Genomic DNA, 24846 nt, shown 5'->3' with positions numbered 1-24846 from the left:
AGCGCATGAGCACTCATACTTTCAAACCTGACATGCCGCCACCGAGCAGTAGCATCGGTATCGTGGCGTGGATGCGCGCGAACATGTTCTCCAGCTGGCTCAACACCCTGCTGACTCTGTTCGCGTTCTATCTGATCTACCTGGTGGTTCCGCCAATCATCCAGTGGGCGATCCTCGATGCCAACTGGGTCGGCACCACTCGCGCCGACTGCACCAAGGAAGGCGCCTGCTGGGTGTTCATCCAGCAGCGTTTCGGCCAGTTCATGTACGGCTACTACCCGCCGGAACTGCGCTGGCGCGTGGACCTGACCGTGTGGCTGGCGGTCCTCGGTGCGGCACCGCTGTTCATCTCGCGCTTCCCGCGCAAAGCGGTGTACGGCCTGTGCTTCCTGGTGCTGTACCCGATCATCGCCTGGTGTCTGTTGCACGGTGGCGTGTTCGGCATGCCTCAAGTCGCGACCAGCCAATGGGGCGGCCTGATGCTGACCCTGGTGATCGCCACCGTCGGTATCGCCGGTGCGTTGCCGCTGGGGATCGTTCTGGCGCTGGGTCGTCGTTCGAACATGCCGGCGATTCGAGTGGTCTGCGTGACCTTCATCGAATTCTGGCGCGGCGTGCCGTTGATCACGGTGCTGTTCATGTCCTCGGTGATGCTGCCGCTGTTCCTGCCTGAAGGCATGAACTTCGACAAGCTGCTGCGGGCGCTGATCGGCGTGATCATGTTCCAGTCGGCCTACGTGGCCGAGGTGGTGCGCGGCGGTCTGCAGGCGATTCCGAAAGGGCAGTACGAAGCGGCCGCGGCGATGGGCCTGGGTTACTGGCGCAGCATGGGTCTGGTGATCCTGCCGCAAGCCCTGAAGCTGGTGATCCCGGGCATCGTCAACACCTTCATCGCGCTGTTCAAGGACACGAGCCTGGTGATCATCATCGGCCTGTTCGACCTGCTCAACAGCGTCAAGCAAGCCGCCGCCGACCCGAAATGGCTGGGCATGGCCACCGAAGGCTACGTGTTCGCCGCCTTGGTGTTCTGGATTTTCTGTTTTGGTATGTCGCGCTATTCCATGCATCTGGAACGCAAGCTCGACACAGGCCACAAGCGCTAAGTCGCTACCTAATTTAGGAAGTTTTCCGATGAGCGAAGCAATCAAGAAGCCTGTGGGCCCTGAAGGCATTATTCAGATGCAGGGCGTGAACAAGTGGTACGGCCAGTTCCACGTGTTGAAAGACATCAACCTCAACGTCAAGCAGGGCGAGCGTATCGTGCTGTGCGGTCCGTCGGGTTCGGGCAAGTCCACCACCATCCGCTGCCTCAACCGCCTGGAAGAGCACCAGCAGGGCCGCATCGTGGTCGATGGCGTGGAGCTGACCAACGACCTCAAGCAGATCGAAGCGATCCGCCGTGAAGTCGGCATGGTGTTCCAGCACTTCAACCTGTTCCCGCACCTGACCATTCTGCAGAACTGCACTCTGGCGCCGATGTGGGTACGCAAGATGCCCAAGCGCAAGGCCGAGGAAATCGCCATGCATTACCTGGAACGCGTACGCATTCCGGAGCAGGCGCACAAGTACCCGGGGCAACTGTCCGGCGGTCAGCAGCAGCGTGTGGCGATCGCGCGCGCGCTGTGCATGAAACCGAAAATCATGCTGTTCGACGAACCGACGTCGGCGCTCGACCCGGAGATGGTGAAAGAGGTTCTGGACACCATGATCGGCCTGGCCGAAGACGGCATGACCATGCTCTGCGTGACCCACGAAATGGGCTTCGCCCGCACCGTGGCCAACCGCGTGATCTTCATGGACAAGGGCGAAATCGTCGAACAGGCCGCGCCGAACGACTTCTTCGACAACCCGCAGAACGATCGCACCAAGTTGTTCCTGAGCCAGATTCTGCATTGATCGGCATTTGGTAACGAAGCTGGTAACGAAATAAACCCGGACCTGGTCCGGGTTTATTTTTGCCTGACGAATACGCAGAACCCTGTAGGAGCGAGCATGCTCGCGATGCAATTCGGAACACTGCGGGGTGTCAGGTGCCCAGCGTCTTCGTTGACGACCATCGCGAGCATGCTCGCTCCTACAGGTGACGGTGTCAGGTGGTGAGGGTTTCGTGTTCTTTATGCACGATGCTTTTCGAACCCCGCAAATCCGCACCTTCAGCCAGGGATTTCGCATCGACCAGTAAGTGCGGATACCGATCGAGCAGGCGCATCAGCAATACCAACGTCTTCGGCGCTAGCACCTCGCCGCGTTCATAACGGGAAAACGCGTTATGCCCGCCGCCGGAAAGCAGCAGGACTGCTTCCTTTTGCGACAAATTCAGCTTGCGGCGGATCTGCTTCATTTCGTTGCCAATCATCCGTCTGGCGGCAATGACCAATTCATCACATGCGTCTGAATATCGCTCTGCGGAATCCGGATCGTGTATGACTTCCCCGCAGGCTTGGCATTCCCAGCCAGACAAGTCATCCAGCCGACGCTCCATGCCTTTGACGATCATGGTTTCACCACGACCTTCGAAGTGCGTCATCCCGTCACTTCTACCACAACTGAAGCATTGTTTTGTTTTCATGATTTTCTCTCCTTGAAAGAGATCACCGGAGGTTCGCCGTCTGTGCAGCAGGTCACCTTGATGTAGATCTCCAGACCACACGTATGAGCGTGATAGACGTCCTGCCAGACTCTGTGATCGTCATAGGTGGTCATCGATTTGTACAACATGTCGCGTTCCAGTCCGAAGACAGCTTCCTGCATTTCCGTGATGCTGAAACCGAGATCCCTGGCGTTTCCCCTCGCCGTCTTTGTGAACGCCTTTATCCCCAAACGCCGCACATCCGCCTTTATCAACGCGAGGTTGTAATGAGGTGTTTTCTTTTCCATAAGAAACTGAACCCTGTCCCTGAAATTACCCTTAAAGGGTAATTTTGACTAATCGAAAATCCCGCTCTTTTCCCTCCCACTGACCGTAGGCAGTTGCCGTCCTACTCGGAGCTGATTACCCTGTAGGAAAATTCATCCTATGATTGGATGAAAGGGCGAATCCAATGTCAGAACTTTCTCCACTAGTAAAACGATCCCTGGTAGACCAGGCCCTGGATCAGCTGCGACAGCGCATCAACCGGGGCGTATGGGTGGTCGGCCAGCGGCTGCCCACCGAACCCGAGCTGTCTGCCGAGCTGGGCATCAGCCGCAACACCGTGCGTGAAGCCATGCGGGTGTTGGCGTTTTCCGGGTTGATCGAGATCCGTCAGGGCGACGGCAGTTACTTGCGAGCGGTGGTCGATCCGCTGGATACCGTGAAAGTGCTCTCACAGTGCTCGTTGGAGCATGCGCGGGAGACCCGGCACATCCTCGAGGTCGAGGCGATTGGCCTGGCAGCCTTGCGCCGGACCGAGGAGGACCTGGTGGCCTTGCGCCAAGCGCTAGGCGTCAGCGGCAGCCACTACCACGGTGATCTCGACACCTACATCGCCTGCGATCTGGTGTTCCACCGGCGTCTTGTCGACGCCGCGCACAACCCCACCCTCAGCGAGTTGTATCGCTATTTCTCCAGCGTCGTCGGCGAGCAATTGCGCCACTGCCTGAATGTCACCCCGCGGCGTCAGGAAGTGTTCGACCTGCATATCGAACTGCTCGATGCCGTCGAGCAACGGGACCCCGAGCGGGCCAAAGCCTTGTCGAGGCAGTTGATCAATGAACCTTGAAACCGAGAACACCATGTCCAGCAACCAGACTCCCCATTCCAAACGCACGGCGGAACTCGATGAGTTGCTGATCGACGCCGAGGCCGATGACGCGCAGGTGCAGCAAAACCATCCGGTCCTGCGCCGGCCATGGCTGCTGTTGCTGGGGCTGATTCTGGTGGCGCTGAACCTGCGCCCGGCGCTGTCGAGCATGGCGCCGATGCTCAGCGAGGTGTCGAAAAGCCTCGGATTGTCGGCGTCCCAGGCCGGTTTGCTGACGACTCTGCCGGTGCTCTGCCTTGGCCTGTTCGCGCCACTGGCGCCGGTGCTGGCGCGACGTTTCGGCGCCGAACGCGTGGTGCTGGGCATTCTCCTGACGTTGGCCTGCGGCATCATCCTGCGCAGTTCCTTCGGGCCGATCGGCCTGTTCGCCGGCAGCGTGCTGGCAGGTGCGAGCATCGGCATCATCGGCGTGCTGCTGCCGGGCATCGTCAAGCGCGACTTCCCGAAACAGGCCGGCACCATGACCGGCGTCTACACCATGGCCCTGTGCCTGGGCGCGGCGATGGCGGCGGGTGCGACCGTGCCGTTGAGCGAACACTTCGATAAAAGCTGGGCCTTGGGCCTGGGCTTCTGGGTGGTTCCGGCACTCGCCGCGGCGATTTTCTGGCTGCCGCAAACCGGTCAGAAACACGGCTCGCATCAGGTCGCCTATCGCGTGCGCGGCCTGCTGCGCGATCCGCTGGCCTGGCAGGTGACGCTGTACATGGGCCTGCAATCGTCCCTGGCCTACATCGTGTTCGGCTGGTTGCCGTCGATCCTCATCGGTCGCGGCCTGACCCCGACCCAGGCCGGTCTGGTGCTGTCCGGTTCGGTGATCGTTCAGTTGATCAGCTCGCTGGCCGCGCCCTGGCTGGCCACACGCGGTAAGGATCAACGCCCGGCCATCGTGGTGGTCATGGTAATGACCCTCGGCGGTCTGTTCGGTTGCCTCTACGCACCGATCGAAGGCCTGTGGGGCTGGGCGATTCTGCTTGGCCTGGGGCAGGGCGCCACATTCAGCCTGGCCTTGACCCTGATCGTGCTGCGATCGCGCGATTCCCACGTGGCGGCCAACCTGTCGAGCATGGCCCAGGGCTTCGGTTACACCCTGGCGTCCATGGGCCCGTTCGCGGTGGGCATCGTCCACGACTGGACCGGCGGCTGGAACGCCGTGGGCTGGATCTTCGCTGTGCTCGGCCTCGGCGCCATCAGTGCGGGGCTTGGCGCCGGGCGTTCGTTGTATGTCCAGGTGGTCAGCGAGAAGGTCTGAGTCAAAGGTAAACCACGTCCAGCGTCGCCGAGCCGTCGAGTTGAATGTCGGTGCTGACATCCAGCTCGGCGGTGGGCGCGATGACGGTTTCGATGGTCACCCGGCTGCTCAGGCTCTGGATGGCGATCGGTCCGGCGCTGCTGCCGGCCACATCAGTGAAGCCCAGGTAGCTGCGGGCACCAATCGGAATCGAGCGGCTGTTGGACGAACTCCACGCCACGCCGCCGGTGGTGGAGTCGGTGCGAAACACCTGGGACCAGCCATCGACCACGGTCTGGGTCGGGTCGAAGTTCAGCGAATACAGGCCGATCTTGTTGCCGCTGTTGTCGTGATTGAGCCCGTAGTAAATCTCGCTGTTGACGATGGCCGAGCCGTCGCGATTGTCGCGCATCACAAGGGCGAAACGCGCCGGGCCGTTGCACTGCAAGGTGAAGTCCAGGGTCTTGTCGTGCAACTGCGTGCGCTTGTCGGCGCTCAGGCTCTTGTAGGAGATTTTTCCGTAGTCGACCAGGCCGTTGTTGGACAGGCCCGGGGTGCAGGCGATGGGAGTGATTTTGCCTTTGACGGTCAGGTCGACGGTCGATGCGGCGAGAGCGAGGGGCGCGGTGCTGATCAATAAAGCGAATACAGCGAACTGAGGTTTCATTCGCGAAGTTCCTTTTCGTTAGACGGATTCAATGAACCGCTCGCACCGATCCCGGTGCGAGCGGTTTTCTTTTTAGAGCTACTTATTAGAGCTACTTGTTAGAGGTACTTCATTTCAAAGGTCACCGAGCCGTCGACATTGACCTCGTCGGTCAAGGTGAGGCTGTCGGCGCGGGCGATGTAGGTGGTCAGCGCCAGCTCGAGCGCGAGGTCCTGGACGGGGATCGGGGTGGAGTGGTCAGAGGGCGCCGCGGCCGATATCAGCAGGTTCGGCCTCAGGTGATGGTGGCCGGTCCAGACCGCGCCGTTGTCCCACGAAATGATCGACTGCGCCGTTTGCCCGTCAGCCAGGGTGCTCTTCATGATCGGGATAAGGAATCCGATCTTCTCGCCGGCTTCGGTCAGGCCCAGGCCATACCAGTCTCGGTTGGACGGTGTTCCGGCTTTGTTGTCGATCGAACGCAGGGCGAATTTGGCCGGAGAGACACAGCTGACGTTCAAGTACATCGTCTGTGTGCCTACGACTGTGTTGCCGGTCAGGTTGAGATCGCTCTTCGAAATTTTCCCGAGGTCGACCACGCCGCCTTCCGACAGGTTGGGTGTGCAGGCCGCCGGCGTGATGGTGCCGGTGAGGGTCAGGTCGGTGGTGGAAGCCACTGCATGCGGCGCAAGGCTTATCAATGTGGTGGCGGCAAGTGCTGCGAAATACTGCTTCATTGGATGCTCATCTGTTGAAAGTGTGAGGTTCAAGTTCGACACCGAACCGCTCACGCGCCGCGACGCTGTGAGCAGTTCAGCGGCGTGGCCTTACAGGTACTTCACTTCGATGGTGGCGGAGCCGTCGATGGTGACTTCGTCGGTGAGGGTCAGGCTGTCGGCACGGGCGATGAAGGTATGGACCTCCATGTCCATAAGAACGTCTTTGACCTGAATCGGAGTACCCGGGTCGGCGGCGGTGCCAACTGAAAGCAATAGAGTTTTGTTTACGACGCGTGCTCTATCCCAGGTCGCCCCTCCATCGGTCGACCCAATGGCCTGAGCCACTTGCGCATCCGCGGTGGTCTGGTTGATCGCCAGCATGGAGAAGCCGAGCTTTTCTCCGGCGTTGGTCAAACCCAATCCAAAGTAGACGTCTTCCGTGGCTGTCCCTTCTTTGTTGTCGATTGATTTCAGGGCAACAAGGGTCGCTGAATCACAGGTCATGGTCAGTTGCAGAGGGTTGACGCCGACTTGTGTGCTAGATGTGGGCTTAAGATCCTTCGCCGAAACCTTCCCTATATCGATACTCCCGCCACCGGACAAACTCACCGCACAAGCACTCGGTGTAATCGTCCCGGTAACACTCAGATCCGTACTGGACGCCGCCAGCGCATACGGCGCAAAGCTGATCAATGCGGTGGTGGACAGTACTGCCAGATAATTTTTCATGTTTGGTTAGCTCCGTGATTAAAGGTCGTTCTTCTTATGGAGACCGAACCGCTCACGCGCCATGACGCTGTGAGCAGTTCAGCGTCAGGCCTTACAGGTATTTCATTTCCAGCGTCGCCGAACCGTCGATGTTCACCTCGTTGGTCAGGTCCAGGCCTCTGGCCGGGTAGATCAACGTGCCGATGAGCAGCTCCATGTCCATGTCCTTGACCAGAATCGGCTGGGTGAGGTCAGCCGTGCTGGCTACCGATGCGTAATCGCCGGGCATCCAGAAGATGTGGCCGTGCCAGTCGGTTTGCCCGTCCTTGGATTTGATCGGCTGTACCGCCACGCCGTCTGCGACAGCGCTGGCCATGCCCAACATGTAACGCCCCAGATTCTGGGTACCGTTGATTTTCCCAAGACCGAAGGCCGAGACCGTATTGCTGGAGCCCAGACGGTTGTCGATGCCCTGCAGCGCGAAACGGGTGGCGGCATCGCAATTGACGGTGAGGAACACAGTGCGCTGTTCCAGCTCAGTGTTGTTGTCCAGGCTCAAGTCCTTCGACGAAATCTTGCCGTAGTCGACATTGCCGTTACCGGACAGGCTCGGCGTGCAAGCGGTCGGCGTGATAGAGCCGGTGACGGCGAGATCAGCGCTCGACGCGGCCATCGCATGCGGCGCGATGCTGACGAGTGCAGTGGCGGACAAAGCTGCAAGGTACTTCTTCATTTTTACGACTCACTTCCTTGGTTGTATTCCCACCTGGCTCGTGGCATTCGCCCCGGGTTCGGCAGGGTTTTGGTTGGTGTTACAGATAAATAATCTCGATCGTCCCCGCGCCATCGAGGTCGATGGCGTTGCTCAAATCGAGGCTGTTGCTGGGCGCGATCACGGCGTCGACGGTGACCGTGGTGCTGAGGTTCTGGATCATCTCGGGGCCGGCATTGCTGCCGGCGCTGGCGGTGAAACTCAGGTAGCTGTTTCTGGCGATGGAAATCGGGTTGGCGCTGGACGTGCTCCAGGCCACGCCGGCGGTGGTGGAGTCGGTCCGATAGAGGCGCGCGAAGCTGTCGGCGCTGGCGTCGGCCGGGTCGACATTCACCGAGTACAGGCCGATCTTGTTGTTGCGCCCGTCGGTGCCGAGGCCGTAGTAGATCTCGCTGTCGACGGTCGCCGAGCCTGCGCGGTTGTCGTGCATGATCAGGGCGAACGCGGTGGGCGCATCGCAGCCGACACGCAACATCAATGAGCGCGGCGGCAGTCGGGTGGGTTTGTCGGGGTTGAGGTCGTTGATGGTCAGGTTGCCGAAGTCGACCACGCCGCCATTGGACAGCGTCGGTTCGCATGCGGCCGGAGCGAAGCGCGCACGCAAGGTTGTCTCGCGGCTGCGGTCGGCACCGATGGCATCGAACACGCCGTTGGCTTCCCAAGTCACGGAGTCCCGAATCTGCATGCCTTGTTCCTGGACCCAGGCCGTCACCTCAAGCTGCGCCGAGAACGTGCGGCCCTGAGTCGGCGCGCCGGACCGTACCGGGACTACGCCGTGCTCCGGGCGCCAGATCAAATTTGAAGAAGTTTCCGAAGGCGGCTGGCCCGCTCCGGCAATTAGCCCGAGCTCCACGGACTGACCGTCGAGCACCGCATCGCGAACGCGAATCTGATAACTGCCACGGTCAGCGAAGTGAAAGCGCTGGGCCGTCGCCGCCATGGCCCGGTAGAACAGGCTCATGTCGGTGGGCGCGGCGCAGCTCAGGTTCAGGCTCAAGCGGCGTTCGCCCAGATTGCGCTCGGCAGCCGAATCGGCGCGGATCGCCCGGTTCATCAGGCCGTAATCCAGCAGCGGCTGGCTGAGATTGAACTGGCAGTCTTCAGCCGAGGCCCAGGCCTGAGGCGTGAAACCGCTCAACGCCAGAGGCGCGAGGGTGGCCAGTAAAAAGCGGGACAGGTTCATGGTCATCCTCATAGCGCGCGGCATTTGGCGGGGGCGGTTTCGTAATAGGCGTCGACGTCGGCGTCTTCCGGCAGCTCGAAACGCAGTTCGCAACGCTCGACGCCGGGTGCCTGGATAAACAGCGCGCGGCTGTCGAGCACGTTGGGCAGGAAAACCTGGCCGCCTTCCTGAACCAGGGTGACGAACTCGCCGTCTTCGCTGCTGACGGTGGCACCGCGAGGCAGCGGTGCACCGTTGGCGGTGGTGACCTGCAGCAAGGCGCGGCGGGTCAGGGTGACGCCGAACTCGACCTTGTCGACCGCGCCGCGTCCGGCGGACAGCACCGCCAGGCCGTTGTTGATGTCGGCGTTGCGCGGCAGGCTCTTGGTGTCGACTTCCACCGGGCTCTTGCCGTAGGCCGCCAGCTGCGGAATCACCGCCTGACCCTGCCAGTCGGTCCACACCGGACCGCTCGGCGTCGAGACCTTGATCGCGCCCATCTCGCCCACCGAGAGCAGGGCGAAGGTGTCGCTGATCGGGTACGGCGACAGCGGCAGGCCGCCGCCGTGCAGCACCGCGCCGCCACGGGCGCTGGCCTGATAGCTGGAACGTTCGGAGTCGCTGCGGGTGTAGTTCAGATCCAGCTGGGTGTAGCGCGGCAGCAGCGATACGCCGGCTGAGGACTGCACCTGCCTGTCGCGGGTGTCGTGTTCGACGCCGACCCGATAGGCCAGTTGATCGTTGATCTGTTCGCTCAAGCCCACGCCGCTGCGGTGATCGCCGGCGGAACTGCGCACCCAGGTCCGCGCCCGGCGGTTTTCGCCCAGGGGAATGCTGAGGTTGAGGTAGACGCTGTCGTCGTTGCGGTCGGCGCCGCTGACTTGCCATTCGGCAGTGGCCGAGACCGACACGCCGCCAATGGTGGTGCCCCAGGAGGCGAGGGCGCGGCTGGTGCTCTGGCCGTCGAAGGAGCTCGACTGGCTGAAGCCGCCGCTGAAGGCGCCGGCCCAGGGATGCGACCAGGACAATGCGGCGCTTTGCTGGTCGCGGTAGCGGGATTGGCGGTCGTCGCTGCTGGTGTCGAACACCGCGTCTTCCAGTTCCCGGTAGCCCAGGGTCCGGTAGGAACTGCCGGCATTGAACGCCCAGCGTTCGCTGAAACGGTGCGAGACATTAAGGTCCGCCTGAAGTCCCTGGCTCGACTGGCGGCCGCTGGCGTCGGCTCCGGTCAGCGTGGCTTGAATCTGGGTTTCCGGCGAAGGCAACAAGCCAAGGCCGGCGCCTGCCGCGCGGTAGTCTTCGGCACCGGTGAGACCTGCGCTGAGCAGCACCTGCGGATGCAACGCGCCGCTCCAGCCGCCGCTGATCACCCACGGATCGCCACTCTCGTCATTGCCGACACTGCGCACCGTACCTGCCGCCAGCGAGAAGCCCGCGGCCGGCAGACCAATGCCGAGCATGGCGGCGGGCACGGTGAAAGTGCGCTGGCTGCCGTCTTCTTCCTTGACCGTGACGTCGACGTCGGAACGGTTGTTCAGACGACGCACGTTGGTCAGGGCAAAGGGCCCGGCGGGCACCACCGTGGAATAGATCAGCGAACCGTTCTGCCGCACCTCGACCTGGGCCTGGCTGTTGGCGATGCCTTCGATGACCGCGCTTTGCCCTTCGACTTGCAGCGCCTGTTCGTTGAGCACCTGCACGCCGGTGATCTGCGCGCCGGCCAGCACCGGGTTGTATAGGTTGATCTGCCCGGCCTGCAGCACCGCTTCATGGCTGGCGAAAGTGCGTTGGGCATAAGCAGCGATATGCGTGGTGCGAGACACGTCGTCCTGCCAGGTTTGCACCTGGCGGCTGCGCACAATCCAGTCGCCGGCGTTGAACCCAAGCTCGGTATTGGCCGAGGAATAGCGGCTCGAATCACCGGCGAAACGGCTGTGCTGACCGGTCACGTCGTAATTGAGCAGCGCGGCGAATCCACCGGTCTGATAGCCGGACACATCACGTACCACAGGGCGGATGGCGTCGGTGGGCACGATCAACGCCAGGGCCAGGTTGGCCGGGTCCTGCTCGATGGCGGTTTGCGGCGAGCTGCCGAGAAAGTCGTAGCAGCGGCCATCGTCCAGAGTCCGTTCCGGGACGATCAGGTTGGCCTTGTCGAGCAGGGTGCGATCGAAGCACAGCGCTCCGGAACGGTCGAAGGCCACGTCGACGCGACCGTGACGCTGGCCATTGACGGTCAGCGTCACCGAATGCCGGCCGGCGTTGAAGCGCGGCGCTTTCATCATCATGGTCGCCAGGGCCGGGTCGATGCCGCGCTGGCGCAGGGTGCTGACGTCGAATTGCGCCAGCAATAACTCATCACCGTGGGCGTCGAGCACCACCAGCGCGTTGGTCAGCAGCAGGGCCAGCACCAGAGCGCGTCGCAACAGCGGATGGGCGGTTGGCCGAACAGCGGGCATGGCTTCGCCATCACGGTAAATCGATACTGTGTTCATGGGATTCACTTGGGGTTATGCCGGCGTGCTGACCTTGGGTTGCGGGTCAGCCACGCCGTGGCTACGGCTGAAAAACCGTGGCCTGGAAGCTCGGCGCTTGGCGTTCCTTCGTCGCGCGGTGGTAGTGGATGTCAGGACTCGATCGGCGCCTCGTAATGCGGCACCGCAAAGCCGTACACCGTGGCCGGCTGCATGCGCACGCGGGTGCCGGTGGCGCCGTTGACCGCGACGCTCAGGGTTTCCCCCGGCAACACGTAAGTACGTGGCAGCAAGGCCGGACCGTTACCCGGCAGCAGCGTCAGTTCCTGGGCCAGGCGCACCACGTAAGGCGATGGGTTGTGCACGCTGAGCTGATCGTTTTTCAGGCTCCAGGCCAGTCCCGTCCACGGTGTGCGATTGGGCGCCAGGCCCTTGGGATGGAGGATCACCGGCAGGTTCTGGCGCACCGTCACACCGACCCGCGCGTGTCCGGCCTGCGCCGGCGGACGGTCCTGGGGCATGCCTTCGAAAATCACCCGCTTCAGGCGTTGGGTGGTCAGCGGCGTGGAGGACTGCATGATGAAACGCACCAGTTGGCTCTTGGACGGTTCGACCCGGGCCAGTGGTGGCGTGACGAACAGCAGCGGTTCCTTGTCCTCGGGGATGTCTTCGAGGGTGACGTGGAGCAGGGCCAGGGTCGCGTCGGTGTTGGTCACCGACACCGAGGCTTCGCCGTCGGCTTCGTTGACGATCACCACTGAAGTGTCCGGCACCATGCCGTCGGCCAGAGCGTGGCCGCACAGCAGAAAGGCCAGGGTGCCCAGGTACAGGCTCAGGCAGCGAGCGCCGTTGGAAAATTTCATGTTCAGGCCCTGTATGAAAGGGGAATTGGAGAGAGTCGACATGGCTAGAGGTATCTCAGGTCGAGGACGATGGCGCCGTCCAGCGGCACCTCCTGATTGAGGGTCAGGAAACTCGCTGCGTTGATCGAGGTGTTGATGCTCAGCGTGGCCGTCAACAGGCGATGGGGTTCGGGCACCAGCGTGCCGGGCTTGGCGAAGCCCATGTAGTTGTTCGGGTAGATGTTGTTTTCCGGGAACCAGGTCAGGCCCAGGTTGCTCGAGGCCAGCACCAGCGCTGGCTGACCGTCTGCCACCGCACCGCGAAAGGCCAGGCTCACCGCGCCCAGGCGTTCATCCGGTGCGTTCACGTTCCAGCCCAGACCGTAATAAAACCCCGGCCCGAGCGACGAGTCGGCGCGGTTGTCGCGACCGACCAGCACGAACAGCAGGGCTTCGTTGCAACTCACGCTCAGGTCCAGTTGCCGGCCGGGCAAGGGGCTGAGTTCGTATTGATTGAGGGTGCGGGCCGGCACCTTGCCGTGGTCGACGATGCCGTTGTCCGACAGCAGCACGTCGCAGGCGTTGGGCGTGATCTGGCCCACCACATTCAGTTCGACCTCGGTGGCGGCCATGGCCTGTTGTTTCAAACTCAGCAGGCACAGCAGGACGAAGAGGTGTGAAGTTGCGTGTTTCATAAAGGTCTGAAGTCCTTGTCAGCACGTTTGGGTGAGAGCACGGACAGGGTGACGGAGCCGTCGATGGCGGCTTCGTTGGTGAGGGTCAGGGAGTTGGTTGGGGCGATGCGCGGCATTATTTCCAGACTGGAACTCCACGTTTGGAACGGGATGGGGGCAAGAGTGCTGGCGTCGGCTACTGAAGTAATGCTGTTCGTCGCCATGAAGGTGTTCGCGTTCCAGGTTGAACCACCATCTACCGAGTCGATGGTTCTGACGGTTACGCCATCGGCGACCGGTGACAGCAGTCTCAAGTGCATGGCGCCCAGTTTTTCGTTGCCGTTGATCAACCCAAGGCCAAACAAATCCGCGTCGCCGCCGACGTGGGCCGAACCTTCGCGGTTGTCTTTGGCTTCAATGGCTGCCAGGGTCGCTGCGTCGCAGGTGAGCGTCAGTTGCAACGCTTGCGTAGGCAGCTGAGTAGGCCGATCAGCATACAAATCCTTCGCCGAAATCTTGCCGTAATCCACCAACCCGCCTTGAGACAGAGTCGGCTCACAGGCACTCGGGGTGATCATCCCGGTCACGGTCAGATCGACGCTGGAAGCGGCAAAAGCGCTGGCGCTGCCGGCCAGCAGCATGGCGCCGAAGAGGGTGTTGAAAGTCGTTTTCACGGTGTAGCTCCTTTATTGAAATCAGTTGAAGGCCCGGCGCCTGTCAGTAGGTGATCTGCAGCGTCACGTGCCCGTCGATGGCCAACTCGTCCAGCAGGGTCAGGTCCTTGGCCGGCGCGATGATGGTGTTGGCGCGCAGGCGGGCACTCAGGTTCTGCAGGGGGATGGGCGTGCGCGGATCGGCGGCGGTGGCGAACGCCGTCAGGCCCGAGTGCCCCAGATAGGACGAAGGCGCCCAGTTGGCGCCGTTGTCCCTGGACATGATGGTGATCACCGGGTTGTTGTCCGCCCGTGGCTCGAACACGCCGAGGCCCACGCTGCCCAGGTTCTGATCTTCGTTGACGGTGCCCAGGCCGTGGTAGTTGGGGTTGACCGCCGAGGTGCCGGAGCGGTTGTCCAGGGTGGTCAGGGTGAACAGCGTCGGGCCTTCGCAGACCACCTGCAGTTGCATTTCGCCTGGCGGCAGCCGGGTCGGCAGGGTCTGCGCCAGATTTTTCGAGGTCAGCTTGCCGTGATCGATGATGCCGCCGCCCGACAGGGTCGGTGCGCAGGCGCTTGGCGTGATTGAGCCGGTGACGCTCAGGTCGGCGCTGCTGGCGGCCAATACCGCAGGGGTAAAGGCCAGCAGCAGGGCGCCTGATAGAGCAAGAGAACGTCTGTCCATTGTTCACTTCTCCTTGAGAAGGATGGTCGGGAGTGCCCGTTTTTGGGCAGGGCGCAATCTATCGATCGAGGTCATGGGGCGAAATGCAACAAATACGAAAAGCGCCCACTTGTTGTCTGAAAGTTTCCCGGGCTGCGCATCGTCCGGCGCTGGTACTTGCCCTGAGTGGGTGGGGCGAAATCTATCGATCAGATTCGCCATGAGGAATGCAACTAATACGAAAACGGGTGGTGTGATGTAGGAAACTGTGTAAGCAACTACAGTTTGTATTGCTTGAAAGTAATATCTGTAGTCCCTTTATGTGGTCCATTTAACACTTGGGGTGTAGGGCGCTTCTTATTGTTTTATAGGACAAAGAACTTCACCCCCGAATACATTGGGCGCAGTGTTTTTTTGCAGGATTTTTGCCGTTGTGATGGCACGAAGATGGCGCTATTTTTCGACCATTCAGTCACCCAACAGGATTAATCCGACAATGCGCGTAATCATTGCTGACGACCATCCTGTCGTTCGAATCGGTCTGCGAATGCTCACCGACCTGAGCGGCACCTGTGTAATCGTAGGGGAAGCCGACGGGCCGGACAGCCTGCTGAACCTGCTGTCGACCACCCCCTGTGATCTTCTGATCACCGACTTCTGCATGCCGGGCAACGTCCAGGCCGATGGCTTGAAAATGCTCAGCATGGTGCGAAGGCATCACCCGGCGATGTCGATCATCCTGGTCACGGTGCTGGCCAACGTCACCACGCTCAAGGCCGCGTTTGCCGAGGGCGTGATGGCGATCATCGCCAAGGACGGCTCGGCCAAGGAGCTGCCAATGGCGATCAAGTGCGTCCGCGAGGGCCGGCGCTTCATCAGCGATTCGTTGCAGACGGTGCTGGCCCAGGCCGACGCCGAAGCCCAGTCGGGCACCCCCTCGCTGTCGGCCAAGGAGCACGAAGTGGTGAGGATGCTCGCCAGCGGCATGACCGTCAGCCAGATTGCCGAACACTTCAAACGCAGCGTCTCGACCATCAGCAAACAGAAAATCATGGCCATGCAGCGCCTGGGTATTTCCACGGATGTGGACCTGTTCGCCTACGCCCGTGAGAGCGGGATGCTGCACTAGGTTTCGCTGTTTGTTCGATAAATCTGAAACAGGGCGAGTTTCGTATTAGTTGTATTTCTTCATGCTTTTCCGCGAGCTTAAATTGCGGCGCCCATAGGGGGCGGTCGGAAACAGGGTTCGAATTTAATATTTGAATACCCCTGTAGCGACCGCAATTAGCCAAGTAACTCATGGAATATAAATCAATGAACAAGCGTTCAAGTTGTATCGCTACTGCCCTGCTTATTCTCGGTTCCACGAACGTTAATGCTGCGTCCAGTACAGACTTGTCGGTGACTGGAAAAATCACGCCATCGGCCTGTGTGCCGCAGTTGTCCAATGGTGGTGTGGTTGATTACGGGAAAATTTCAATCAAGGATGTCACCAGCAAACCGCTGCAACCGGTGGCCGTTCAATTGAGCGTCAATTGCGATGCATCGACTTTTTTCGCAGTCAAAGTCACCGACAACCGCGAGGGAACCCAATCGGATAACAGCCGTTCTTCCTTTGGCTTGGGCCTGGGTGAAAATAATCACAAGCTCGGGATCTATCAATTGTCGATGGCCAATGCGCTGGCTGACGGTGTGGTGCATCCCATCGTGGAGTCGTTCGATGGTCGCAGCTGGTTCGTGATATCCCCCGGTCATATCTGGCAGCCCGGCTGGATGAGGACAATCAACGCACCGGGTCATGACTACGCGCCAATTGCCATGCAGAAATTCACGACTGATGTCGTGGTGACAACAACCATCAACAAGCCGAGGGTCCTCACCGCCGAGACCGCACTGGACGGCAGCGCCACCCTGGACATCGTCTACCTGTAATCCCGCCGGGCATGGCTTGGCGAGTGGCACGGAAAGCGACGGTGCCACTATTTAAATAGTGAATGGCCATAGTCATTCTCCCACCCGCAGACTATCGTGCTGGCCTAATGAAGATTTCACGGAGCCTGCCCATGAGTGATGCCCACAACGCCCTGATCACCCGCTTCTACCAGGCTTTCCAGCGGCTGGATGCCGAGGCCATGGCGGCTTGCTACACCGATGACGTGGTGTTCAGCGATCCGGCGTTCGGCGAATTGCGCGGGCGCGATGCCGGCGACATGTGGCGGATGCTCACCACCCGCGCCAAGGACTTCTCCCTCACCTTCGATAACGTGCGTAGCGACGAGCGCGGCGGTGGCGCGCATTGGGTCGCGACCTATCTGTTCAGCCAGACCGGCAACACCGTGGTCAACGACATTCAGGCGCGCTTCGTGTTTCGCGACGGCAAGATCTGCGAGCACCACGACAGCTTCGATTTGTGGACCTGGTCGCGCCAGGCGCTGGGCTTCAAGGGTTTGCTGCTGGGCTGGACACCGGTGGTGAGAAACGCCGTTCGCGGCCAGGCGTTGAAGGGGCTGAAGGCATTTCAGGCCGGTCGCTGATAAGATCGCGGCTTGTTTCCTCCAAGCCTTGATCGTTACGTGAGCACCTCAAGCCCATCCCCCGTCATTACCGTTGAACCGTTGCCGGTCAGCAAGCCCTGGTATGTGTACCTGGTGCGCGCGGAAAACGGCTCGCTGTACTGCGGCATCAGTGACGACCCGGCGCGCCGCTTTGCCAAGCACCAGAGTGGCAAGGGCGCGCGGTTCTTTCTTTCCAGCCCGGCCATGGCGCTGGTCTACACCGAAGTCTGCCGCGACAAAAGCGAAGCGCTGCGTCAGGAACGGCTGATCAAGAAGCTCAGAAAAAGCGCCAAGGAATGTCTGGTGGCGAGCTTCGCCGCGCAAGCATCACTCTGACTGATAAGTTCCTATCAGGCAGATCCGTAGGCCGCCGGTTCATTGCGCGCTAAGCTGCAAGTTCATATTTGTGCGGCGGAGCCGAGCATGTCCGAGTTGATCCTGCATCATTACCCGACCTCCCCATTCGCCGAAAAGGCGCGCTTGCTGCTGGGCTTCAAGGGCCTGTCCTGGCGCTCGGTAAACATCTCGCCGGTGATGCCGAAACCTGACCTCACTGCATTGACTGGTGGTTATCGCAAGACGCCGGTGCTGCAGATCGGCGCGGATATTTATTGCGACACCGCGTTGATCGCCCGCCGTCTGGAGCAGGAAAAGGCCCTGCCGGCGTTTTTCCCTGAAGGCCAGGAAATGGTCGTCGCCGCTTTCGCCGCGTGGGCCGATTCGGTGATGTTTCAGCATGCGGTGAGTCTGGTGTTTCAACCGGAGTCGATCGCCGTGCGTTTCGGCAAGCTGCCGCAGGAGGCGATCAAAGCGTTCCTCGCAGATCGCGCCGGTTTGTTCAGCGGCGGCAGCTCCACGCGGTTGAGTGCCGAGCAGGCGAAGCATCAATGGCCGACGATCATGGCGCGGCTCGAGCAACAGCTGCAGCGCGAGGAGGGCGATTACCTGTTCGGTGAGCCGTCGATCGCCGACTTCGCCTTGGCCCATCCAATGTGGTTCCTCAAGGCCACGCCTGTGACGGCGCCGCTTGTGGATAACTACCCGGCGGTTGCCGCGTGGCTGGCGCGGGTGTTGGGGTTTGGGCATGGGGCGTCGAGTGAGATGACGTCGGAGGAGGCATTGGAGGTTGCGCGTAACGCTACGCCGGCGGCGTTGCCGGATGAGCAGTTCGAGGAGCCGAACGGGTTTGAGGTGGGGCAGCAGGTGATCGTTGCGGCGACGGACTACGGCTGCGATCCGGTGGCGGGGGAGTTGGTGTTTGCAGGAAGTGAGGAGTTGATCGTGCGGCGTGAGGATGAGCGGGGCGGGGTGGTGCATGTGCATGTGCCGCGATTCGGCTTCCGCCTCGAAGGGCACTGACGCTACCTGCTCCCTGTAGGAGCGAGCATGCTCGCGATGGTAGACGGAACACCGCGGGGTATCAGGTACCCAGCGTTATCGTTGACGACCATCGCGAGCATGCTCGCTCCTACAGGGGGGTGGGTTTATTTCAGGGCGGCGAGGATCGCCTCCGGGTCATACTTGCGAATCAGCGTGCCGTTCACGTCTACGAACGGAATCCCGCCACCGCCCAGCGCTTCGTAGGCCTTGCGCGCCTCGGCGTCTTTCTCGATATCGAATTCCCTGTACGGAATGCCTTTCTGATCGAGAAAGCGCCGGGTCTGTTTGCAGTAGCCACACCATTCGGTGGCGTACAGCACGACCCGGGCATTGGCGCGAGTCTGCTCCGACACCATCTGCGAAGGGTTGAACACCCGCTCGATCTTGCCCCAGTTCTGATAGACCACAACCACCAGCAGGACCAGTGCAACCTTCTTCAGCACACTGCCCAGCATCAGTTACGACGCTTGAGCTGGTCGGTCAGCGAGGTCGGCAGGCCTTTGATGATCAGGGTGCCGGCTTCTTCGTCGTACTCGATCTTCGAGCCCAGCAGGTGCGCTTCGAAGCTGATGGACAGGCCTTCGGCGCGGCCGGTGAAGCGGCGGAACTGGTTCAGGGTGCGCTTGTCGGCCGGGATCTCCGGCGACAGGCCGTAGTCCTTGTTGCGGATGTGATCGTAGAAGGCTTTCGGGCGCTCTTCGTCGATCAGCTCCGACAGCTCTTCCAGGCCCATCGGCTCGCCGAGCTTGGCCTGGCTGCTGGCGTAGTCCACCAATGTCTTGGTTTTCTCGCGAGCGGAATCTTCCGGCAGGTCTTCGCTTTCGACGAAGTCACTGAACGCCTTGAGCAGGGTGCGGGTTTCGCCCGGGCCGTCGACGCCTTCCTGGCAGCCGATGAAGTCGCGGAAGTACTCCGAGACCTTCTTGCCGTTCTTGCCCTTGATGAACGAAATGTACTGCTTGGATTGCTTGTTGTTCTGCCACTCGGAAACGTTGATCCGCGCCGCCAGGTGCAACTGGCCCAGGTCCAGGTGGCGGGACGGGGTCACGTCCAGCTCGTCGGTCACCGCCACGCCTTCGCTGTGGTGCAAGAGGGCGATGGCCAGGTAGTCGGTCATGCCTTGCTGATAGTGGGCGAACAGCACGTGGCCGCCGACCGAAAGGTTGGATTCTTCCATCAGTTTTTGCAGATGCTCAACCGCCACGCGACTGAACGCGGTGAAGTCCTGGCCGCCGTCGAGGTATTCCTTCAGCCAGCCGCTGAACGGAAAGGCGCCAGACTCCGGATGAAACAGACCCCAGGCTTTGCCCTGTTTGGCGTTATAGCTTTCATTGAGGTCGGCCAGCATGTTCTCGATGGCGGCGGACTCGGCCAGTTCCGAGTCGCGGGCATGGAGAACCGCAGGCGTGCCATCGGGTTTTTTGTCGATCAGGTGGACGATGCAATGACGGATCGGCATGGGCTTCTCGGCTGGTTGGAGCGGCTTGTTGAGCGGCGGTTGCAGAGAGCAGCGCCGCTCCCCGAAAAAGCGCCCAGTGTACCGCAACCGCTGCTTTTGGCGCGGCTCGAAGGGCAATTGCACGGCGACCGACGGTGCATATGCTGTTTTTTCCCGATTTAGAGCAATAAAGCTGACCAAAAGGGCAGCCGGAGGCGGATATTTCCCCGTCTCTGTGCTAGTTTTGCCCGGTCTTACGCGTAGTCACTGCGTTAAGCGTGCAGTCAGCAAATGTCAGGTCGAACCAAACCCTGATTTCGGTATCTATAACCCGACTCGTCGCGGTTATCGCCGAGGGTGCCAGATCCAGAAGATCGGGCTCGATGGCTGACACTGCACTCTGCAATCCATATGAAATTTGATAGGGAAGGAACACTAAATGGCTCTTACTAAAGACCAACTGATCGCCGACATCGCTGAAGCCATCGACGCGCCAAAAACCACCGCGCGTAACGCTCTGGACCAACTGGGCCAAATCGTTGCCGATCAGCTGGAAAACGGCGGCGAAATCACCCTGCCAGGCATCGGCAAACTGAAAGTGACTGAGCGTCCTGCCCGTACCGGCCGTAACCCTTCGACTGGCGCAGCCATCGAAATCCCTGCCAAGAAAGTGATCAAGCTGGTTGTGGCCAAAGGCCTGACCGACGCTGTGAACAAGTAAGACGCAGCGATAAAAAAACCGTGCGACGGAGCTATCCGGGCACGGTTTTTTTGTGTCTGCGATTTATTGAATTTCAGCGCACCAACTGTAGGAGCGAGCATGCTCGCGATGGTCGTCAACGATGACGCGGGGCATCAGGTTGCCAGCGTTGTCTGGACGTTCATCGCGAGCATGCTCGCTCCTACAGTGGACAGTGTTCAGGATTTCCAGCGCTGGCGCCACGCCTGCTGCTGCTCCGGCGTCTGAAACGTCCACGCCACGAACCGGCTCTGCTTCTGCCCCTGCGACATCTCAACCACACGGCTCTCCAGCGCACCGGCCTTCTTCAACGCAGTCTGCATCGCCGGCAGGTTCGAGGCCTTGGACACCAGGGTGCTGAACCACAACACCTGCTGACCCACCTGCGCGCTCTCGCCGATCAGTTGCGTGACGAAGCGCACCTCGCCCCCCTCGCACCACAGCTCCGCCGCCTGACCGCCGAAATTCAGCACCGGCAGCTTGCGCTTCGGATCGGCCTTGCCCAGCGCCCGCCATTTACGGCTGCTGCCACGGGTGGCTTCCTCAAGAGAGGAATGGAAGGGCGGGTTGCACATCGTCAGGTCGAAGCGCTCATCACTCTCCAACAGGCCCAGCAGGATCTGCTTGCGGTTGGCCTGCTGGCGAATCTGGATCGCCTTGTTCAGGCGGTTGGCGGCAATGATGGTCTTGGCCGCGGCAATGGCGGTGGCATCGATGTCCGAGCCGAGGAAGTGCCAGCGGTAATCGCTATGGCCGATCAGCGGGTACACGCAGTTGGCTCCGGTGCCGACGTCCAGCACCTTCACCGCGGCGCCACGGGGGATCACGCCTTCATTGCCTTCGGCCAGCAGGTCGGCAAGAAAGTGCACATAATCGGCACGCCCCGGCACCGGCGGACACAGGTAGTCGGCGGGAATGTCCCAGTGGGCGATGCCGTAGAACGCCTTGAGCAGCGCCCGATTGAACACCCGCACCGCTTCGGGGCTGGCGAAGTCGATGCTTTCCTTGCCGTACGGATTGATGATCACGAACTTGCCCAGCTCCGGCGTGCTCTTGATCAGCGCCGGGAAGTCGTAGCGACCCTGGTGACGGTTGCGCGGATGCAGGCTGGCCTTCTCCCGAGGCTCCACGGCCTTGGCCGGGGCCTTGGTGTCAGGCTTCTTGCGCGCGGGTTTGGGTGTACGAGGGGTGGTCATGGGCGGTTGATTCGGGCATGGCTGAAAGTGGCGGGCATTGTCCCACATCCTGTGGGTGTGAACCCAATTGCAAAGACAACACAAATCCCCTGTGGGAGCGGGCTTGCTCGCTAATGCGGTGTGTCAGTCACATCATTGATATCTGACACTCCGCCTTCGCGAGCAAGCCCGCTCCCACAGGGTTCTGTGTCGGTAATGAGAAAAATGGCAGCCACAAAAAAGGGAGGCCTTTGCGGGCCTCCCTTTTTCATTGCGATCTGCCGTTACAGGCTGGCAATCCGCGCATGCTGCTCGGCCAACTTGCCCAGAGCCTGTTCGGCTTCGGCCAGTTTGGCGCGTTCTTTCTCGATGACTTCAGCCGGGGCCTTGTCGACGAAACCGGCGTTGGACAGCTTGCCGCCCACACGCTGCACTTCGCCTTGCAGACGCTGGATTTCCTTGTCCAGACGCGCAAGCTCGGCGCCCTTGTCGATCAGGCCGGCCATCGGCACCAGCACTTCCATCTCGCCAACCAGCGCGGTCGCGGACAGTGGTGCTTCCTGACCTGCGGTCAGCACGGTGATCGATTCCAGGCGTGCCAGTTTCTTCAGCAGCGCTTCGTTTTCGGTGAGGCGACGCTGATCTTCTGCACTGACGTTCTTCAGGAACAGCGGCAGCGGTTTGCCCGGGCCGATGTTCATTTCGCCACGGATATTACGGGTGCCGAGCATCAGGCCCTTGAGCCATTCGATGTCGTCTTCGGCTGCCTGATCGATGCGCTCTTCGTTGGCCACCGGCCAAGGTTGCAGCATGATCGTCTTGCCTTCGATACCGGCCAGCGGCGCGATGCGCTGCCAGATTTCTTCGGTGATGAACGGCATGAACGGATGCGCCAGGCGCAGGGCCACTTCCAGCACGCGAACCAGGGTGCGACGGGTGCCGCGCTGGCGCTCGACCGGTGCGTTCTCGTCCCACAGCACAGGCTTGGAAAGCTCCAGGTACCAGTCGCAATACTGGTTCCAGATGAACTCGTACAGGGCTTGTGCGGCCAGGTCGAAACGGAACTGATCCAGTTGGCGGGTCACTTCGGCTTCGGTGCGTTGCAGCTGCGAAATGATCCAGCGGTCGGCCAGCGACAGCTCGTAGGCTTCGCCGTTCTGGCCGCAGTCTTCGCCCTTGTCCAGCACGTAGCGCGCGGCGTTCCAGATCTTGTTGCAGAAGTTGCGATAGCCTTCGACGCGGCCCATGTCGAACTTGATGTCGCGACCGGTGGACGCCAGCGAGCAGAAGGTGAAGCGCAGGGCGTCGGTGCCGTAGCTGGCGATACCTTCGGCGAATTCGTCGCGGGTGGCTTTCTCGATCTTCTTCGCCAGTTTCGGCTGCATCAGGCCCGAGGTGCGCTTCTGCACCAGGGTTTCCAGCTCGATGCCGTCGATGATGTCCAGCGGGTCCAGGACGTTGCCCTTGGACTTGGACATCTTCTGGCCCTGGCCATCACGCACCAGACCGTGCACGTAGACGGTCTTGAACGGAACCTGCGGGGTGCCGTCCTCGTTCTTGATCAGGTGCATGGTCAGCATGATCATCCGGGCGACCCAGAAGAAAATGATGTCGAAGCCGGTGACCAGTACGTCGGTGGAGTGGAATTTCTTCAGGAACTCGGTCTTTTCCGGCCAGCCCAGGGTGGAGAAAGTCCACAGACCGGAACTGAACCAGGTGTCGAGAACATCGTTGTCCTGCTGCAGCGCGATGTCGGCACCGAGGTTGTGCTTGGCGCGCACTTCGGCTTCGTCGCGACCGACGTAGACCTTGCCCGACTCGTCGTACCAGGCCGGAATCCGGTGGCCCCACCACAGCTGACGGCTGATGCACCAGTCCTGGATGTCACGCATCCACGAGAAGTACATGTTTTCGTATTGCTTGGGCACGAACTGGATGCGGCCGTCTTCAACGGCAGCAATCGCAGGCTCGGCCAAAGGCTTGGTGGACACGTACCACTGGTCGGTCAGCCAAGGCTCGATGACGGTGCCGGAACGGTCGCCCTTCGGCACTTTCAGGTTGTGATCGTCGACGCTGACCAACAGGCCCGCGGCGTCGAAGGCGGCAACGATCTGCTTGCGCGCTTCGAAACGTTCGAGACCGGCGTATTCGGCCGGGATCTTGCCGTCGATGCTCTCGTTCAGCGTGCCGTCCAGGTTGAATGCCTGAGCAGCCGGCAGAACGTTGGCGTTCTTGTCGAAGATATTCAGCAGCGGCAGGTTGTGGCGCTTACCGACTTCGTAGTCGTTGAAATCGTGGGCCGGGGTGATTTTCACGCAGCCGGTGCCGAATTCAGGGTCGCAGTAATCGTCGGCGATGATCGGGATGCGGCGGCCGACAAGCGGCAGCTCGACGAATTTGCCGATCAGGGCTTTGTAGCGTTCGTCGTTCGGGTTCACCGCGACGGCGGAGTCGCCGAGCATGGTTTCCGGACGGGTGGTCGCGACGATCAGGAAGTCGTTGCCTTCAGCGGTCTTGGCGCCGTCGGCCAGCGGGTATTTGAGGTTCCACAGGAAACCTTTCTCGTCGTGGTTTTCCACTTCGAGGTCGGAAATCGCCGTGTGCAGCTTGGTGTCCCAGTTGACCAGGCGCTTGCCGCGGTAGATCAGGCCGTCTTCGTGCAGGCGTACGAAGGCTTCCTTAACGGCTTCGGAAAGGCCGTCGTCCATGGTGAAGCGCTCGCGGCTCCAGTCCACGGACGAACCGAGGCGGCGGATCTGACGGCTGATGTTGCCGCCGGACTGATCCTTCCACTCCCAGACTTTCTCGAGGAATTTGTCGCGGCCCAGATCGTGGCGATTCTGGCCCTGGGCTTCGAGTTGACGCTCCACCAGCATCTGCGTGGCGATACCGGCGTGGTCGGTGCCCGGCTGCCACAGGGTGTTGCGACCCTGCATGCGGCGGAAACGGATCAGGGCGTCCATGATCGCGTTGTTGAAGCCATGACCCATGTGCAGGCTGCCGGTGACGTTCGGCGGCGGGATCATGATGGTGTAGGACTCGCCCGCGCCTTGCGGGGCGAAATAGTTCTCGGACTCCCAGGTGTTGTACCAGGAAGTTTCAATGGCGTGCGGCTGGTAGGTCTTATCCATGCGCGGCGGGACCCTAATAGGCAAATATTTCGGAAAAGCCGATGAGTATAGCGGGGATATACCGTCAGGCGTAGAGCGAGGGGGGATATGTTGTCTGAGAGGACGCCTTCGCGGGCAAGCCTCGCTCCTACAGGTTCAGCGTG

26 protein-coding genes are annotated in these 24846 nt (G+C 61.0%); 10 read left to right on the top strand and 16 right to left on the bottom strand.

Translation table 11 applies throughout. From position 1 onward, the window contains the following. Positions 1-5: 5 nt before the first annotated feature. Positions 6-1103, top strand: coding sequence for an amino acid ABC transporter permease (locus tag K9857_RS07730; protein ID WP_224534419.1), 1098 nt, complete (start codon positions 6-8; stop codon positions 1101-1103). 28 nt (positions 1104-1131) lie between these two features. After that, entirely contained in the window at positions 1132-1896 is a 765-nt protein-coding gene (locus K9857_RS07725; RefSeq protein ID WP_016771581.1) for an amino acid ABC transporter ATP-binding protein, read from the top strand. Positions 1897-2089: 193 nt separating this feature from the next. On the opposite strand, the gene K9857_RS07720 is transcribed toward K9857_RS07725, so the two are convergent. Beyond that, positions 2090-2569: a type II toxin-antitoxin system MqsA family antitoxin gene (locus tag K9857_RS07720; RefSeq protein WP_224534417.1), complete on the bottom strand. Its 480-nt coding sequence runs from the start codon at positions 2567-2569 to the stop codon at positions 2090-2092. Beyond that, the gene (locus tag K9857_RS07715) at positions 2566-2877 is read right to left on the bottom strand and encodes a type II toxin-antitoxin system MqsR family toxin (protein WP_224534416.1); all 312 of its coding nucleotides are present in this window, start codon (positions 2875-2877) and stop codon (positions 2566-2568) included. Before K9857_RS07715 ends, K9857_RS07720 begins: the two co-directional genes overlap by 4 nt. Positions 2878-3041: 164 nt before the next feature. Between K9857_RS07715 and K9857_RS07710 the strand changes: the two genes are divergently transcribed. Both K9857_RS07710 and K9857_RS07705 read left to right on the top strand, forming a co-directional pair. Continuing rightward, the gene (locus K9857_RS07710) at positions 3042-3701 is read left to right on the top strand and encodes a FadR/GntR family transcriptional regulator (protein ID WP_224534414.1); all 660 of its coding nucleotides are present in this window, start codon (positions 3042-3044) and stop codon (positions 3699-3701) included. After that, positions 3691-4992, top strand: coding sequence for a CynX/NimT family MFS transporter (locus tag K9857_RS07705; RefSeq protein ID WP_224534412.1), 1302 nt, complete (start codon positions 3691-3693; stop codon positions 4990-4992). Before K9857_RS07710 ends, K9857_RS07705 begins: the two co-directional genes overlap by 11 nt. Before the next feature lies 1 nt (position 4993). On the opposite strand, the gene K9857_RS07700 is transcribed toward K9857_RS07705, so the two are convergent. From K9857_RS07700 to K9857_RS07655, 10 genes are all read right to left on the bottom strand, one after another. Further along, entirely contained in the window at positions 4994-5638 is a 645-nt protein-coding gene (locus K9857_RS07700) for a DUF1120 domain-containing protein (RefSeq protein ID WP_224534410.1), read from the bottom strand. 98 nt (positions 5639-5736) lie between these two features. Beyond that, the gene (locus K9857_RS07695) at positions 5737-6354 is read right to left on the bottom strand and encodes a DUF1120 domain-containing protein (protein WP_224534408.1); all 618 of its coding nucleotides are present in this window, start codon (positions 6352-6354) and stop codon (positions 5737-5739) included. A gap of 90 nt (positions 6355-6444) precedes the next feature. Then, positions 6445-7065 (bottom strand): DUF1120 domain-containing protein, encoded by a 621-nt coding sequence (locus tag K9857_RS07690; protein ID WP_224534406.1) that lies wholly within the window; start codon positions 7063-7065, stop codon positions 6445-6447. Between the two features lie 91 nt (positions 7066-7156). Then, positions 7157-7777, bottom strand: coding sequence for a DUF1120 domain-containing protein (locus K9857_RS07685; RefSeq protein ID WP_224534405.1), 621 nt, complete (start codon positions 7775-7777; stop codon positions 7157-7159). A gap of 79 nt (positions 7778-7856) precedes the next feature. Then, positions 7857-8999 carry a DUF1120 domain-containing protein gene (locus K9857_RS07680; RefSeq protein WP_224534403.1) on the bottom strand — a complete coding sequence of 381 codons (1143 nt, stop codon included), beginning with the start codon at positions 8997-8999 and terminating at the stop codon, positions 7857-7859. Positions 9000-9007: 8 nt separating this feature from the next. Then, entirely contained in the window at positions 9008-11473 is a 2466-nt protein-coding gene (locus K9857_RS07675) for a fimbria/pilus outer membrane usher protein (RefSeq protein ID WP_224534401.1), read from the bottom strand. A gap of 131 nt (positions 11474-11604) precedes the next feature. Beyond that, a complete protein-coding gene (locus K9857_RS07670) occupies positions 11605-12315 on the bottom strand; it encodes a fimbria/pilus chaperone family protein (RefSeq protein ID WP_224534399.1) in 711 nt (236 codons plus the stop codon). A gap of 44 nt (positions 12316-12359) precedes the next feature. Continuing rightward, positions 12360-12989 carry a DUF1120 domain-containing protein gene (locus K9857_RS07665; protein ID WP_224534396.1) on the bottom strand — a complete coding sequence of 210 codons (630 nt, stop codon included), beginning with the start codon at positions 12987-12989 and terminating at the stop codon, positions 12360-12362. Next, positions 12986-13609, bottom strand: a complete 624-nt coding sequence (locus K9857_RS07660) for a DUF1120 domain-containing protein (RefSeq protein WP_263487802.1) — start codon at positions 13607-13609, stop codon at positions 12986-12988. The genes K9857_RS07665 and K9857_RS07660 overlap by 4 nt, the downstream gene beginning before the upstream one ends. Before the next feature lie 76 nt (positions 13610-13685). Further along, positions 13686-14306: a DUF1120 domain-containing protein gene (locus K9857_RS07655; RefSeq protein WP_224534384.1), complete on the bottom strand. Its 621-nt coding sequence runs from the start codon at positions 14304-14306 to the stop codon at positions 13686-13688. A 475-nt stretch (positions 14307-14781) separates the two neighbouring features. Between K9857_RS07655 and K9857_RS07650 the strand changes: the two genes are divergently transcribed. The 5 genes from K9857_RS07650 (at position 14782) to K9857_RS07630 (ending at position 18199) form a co-directional block, all read left to right on the top strand. After that, complete coding sequence (locus K9857_RS07650; RefSeq protein WP_224534383.1) at positions 14782-15414, top strand: response regulator; 633 nt, start codon at positions 14782-14784, stop codon at positions 15412-15414. A 185-nt stretch (positions 15415-15599) separates the two neighbouring features. Continuing rightward, on the top strand, positions 15600-16217 hold the full coding sequence (locus K9857_RS07645; protein WP_224534381.1) for a DUF1120 domain-containing protein: 618 nt from the start codon (positions 15600-15602) through the stop codon (positions 16215-16217). Positions 16218-16348: 131 nt separating this feature from the next. Beyond that, on the top strand, positions 16349-16819 hold the full coding sequence (locus K9857_RS07640) for a nuclear transport factor 2 family protein (RefSeq protein WP_224534379.1): 471 nt from the start codon (positions 16349-16351) through the stop codon (positions 16817-16819). A gap of 39 nt (positions 16820-16858) precedes the next feature. After that, complete coding sequence (locus tag K9857_RS07635) at positions 16859-17176, top strand: GIY-YIG nuclease family protein (RefSeq protein WP_224534377.1); 318 nt, start codon at positions 16859-16861, stop codon at positions 17174-17176. A gap of 87 nt (positions 17177-17263) precedes the next feature. Next, the gene (locus tag K9857_RS07630; protein ID WP_224534376.1) at positions 17264-18199 is read left to right on the top strand and encodes a glutathione S-transferase family protein; all 936 of its coding nucleotides are present in this window, start codon (positions 17264-17266) and stop codon (positions 18197-18199) included. A gap of 125 nt (positions 18200-18324) precedes the next feature. On the opposite strand, the gene K9857_RS07625 is transcribed toward K9857_RS07630, so the two are convergent. Both K9857_RS07625 and yejK read right to left on the bottom strand, forming a co-directional pair. Next, positions 18325-18675 carry a glutaredoxin family protein gene (locus K9857_RS07625; RefSeq protein ID WP_224534374.1) on the bottom strand — a complete coding sequence of 117 codons (351 nt, stop codon included), beginning with the start codon at positions 18673-18675 and terminating at the stop codon, positions 18325-18327. Beyond that, a complete protein-coding gene (yejK, locus tag K9857_RS07620; protein ID WP_175377889.1) occupies positions 18675-19679 on the bottom strand; it encodes a nucleoid-associated protein YejK in 1005 nt (334 codons plus the stop codon). Before yejK ends, K9857_RS07625 begins: the two co-directional genes overlap by 1 nt. 418 nt (positions 19680-20097) lie before the next feature. Between yejK and K9857_RS07615 the strand changes: the two genes are divergently transcribed. Then, entirely contained in the window at positions 20098-20379 is a 282-nt protein-coding gene (locus K9857_RS07615) for an HU family DNA-binding protein (protein WP_003221909.1), read from the top strand. 197 nt (positions 20380-20576) lie between these two features. On the opposite strand, the gene rlmF is transcribed toward K9857_RS07615, so the two are convergent. Next, entirely contained in the window at positions 20577-21593 is a 1017-nt protein-coding gene (rlmF, locus tag K9857_RS07610) for a 23S rRNA (adenine(1618)-N(6))-methyltransferase RlmF (protein ID WP_224534373.1), read from the bottom strand. A gap of 263 nt (positions 21594-21856) precedes the next feature. Further along, a complete protein-coding gene (locus K9857_RS07605) occupies positions 21857-24703 on the bottom strand; it encodes a valine--tRNA ligase (RefSeq protein ID WP_224534371.1) in 2847 nt (948 codons plus the stop codon). Positions 24704-24846 lie beyond the last annotated feature (143 nt).

This window comes from Pseudomonas sp. REP124 (genome assembly GCF_020164475.1).
In the GTDB taxonomy this organism is placed as follows: domain Bacteria; phylum Pseudomonadota; class Gammaproteobacteria; order Pseudomonadales; family Pseudomonadaceae; genus Aquipseudomonas.
This window is presented reverse-complemented; position numbering and strand designations above follow the sequence as displayed.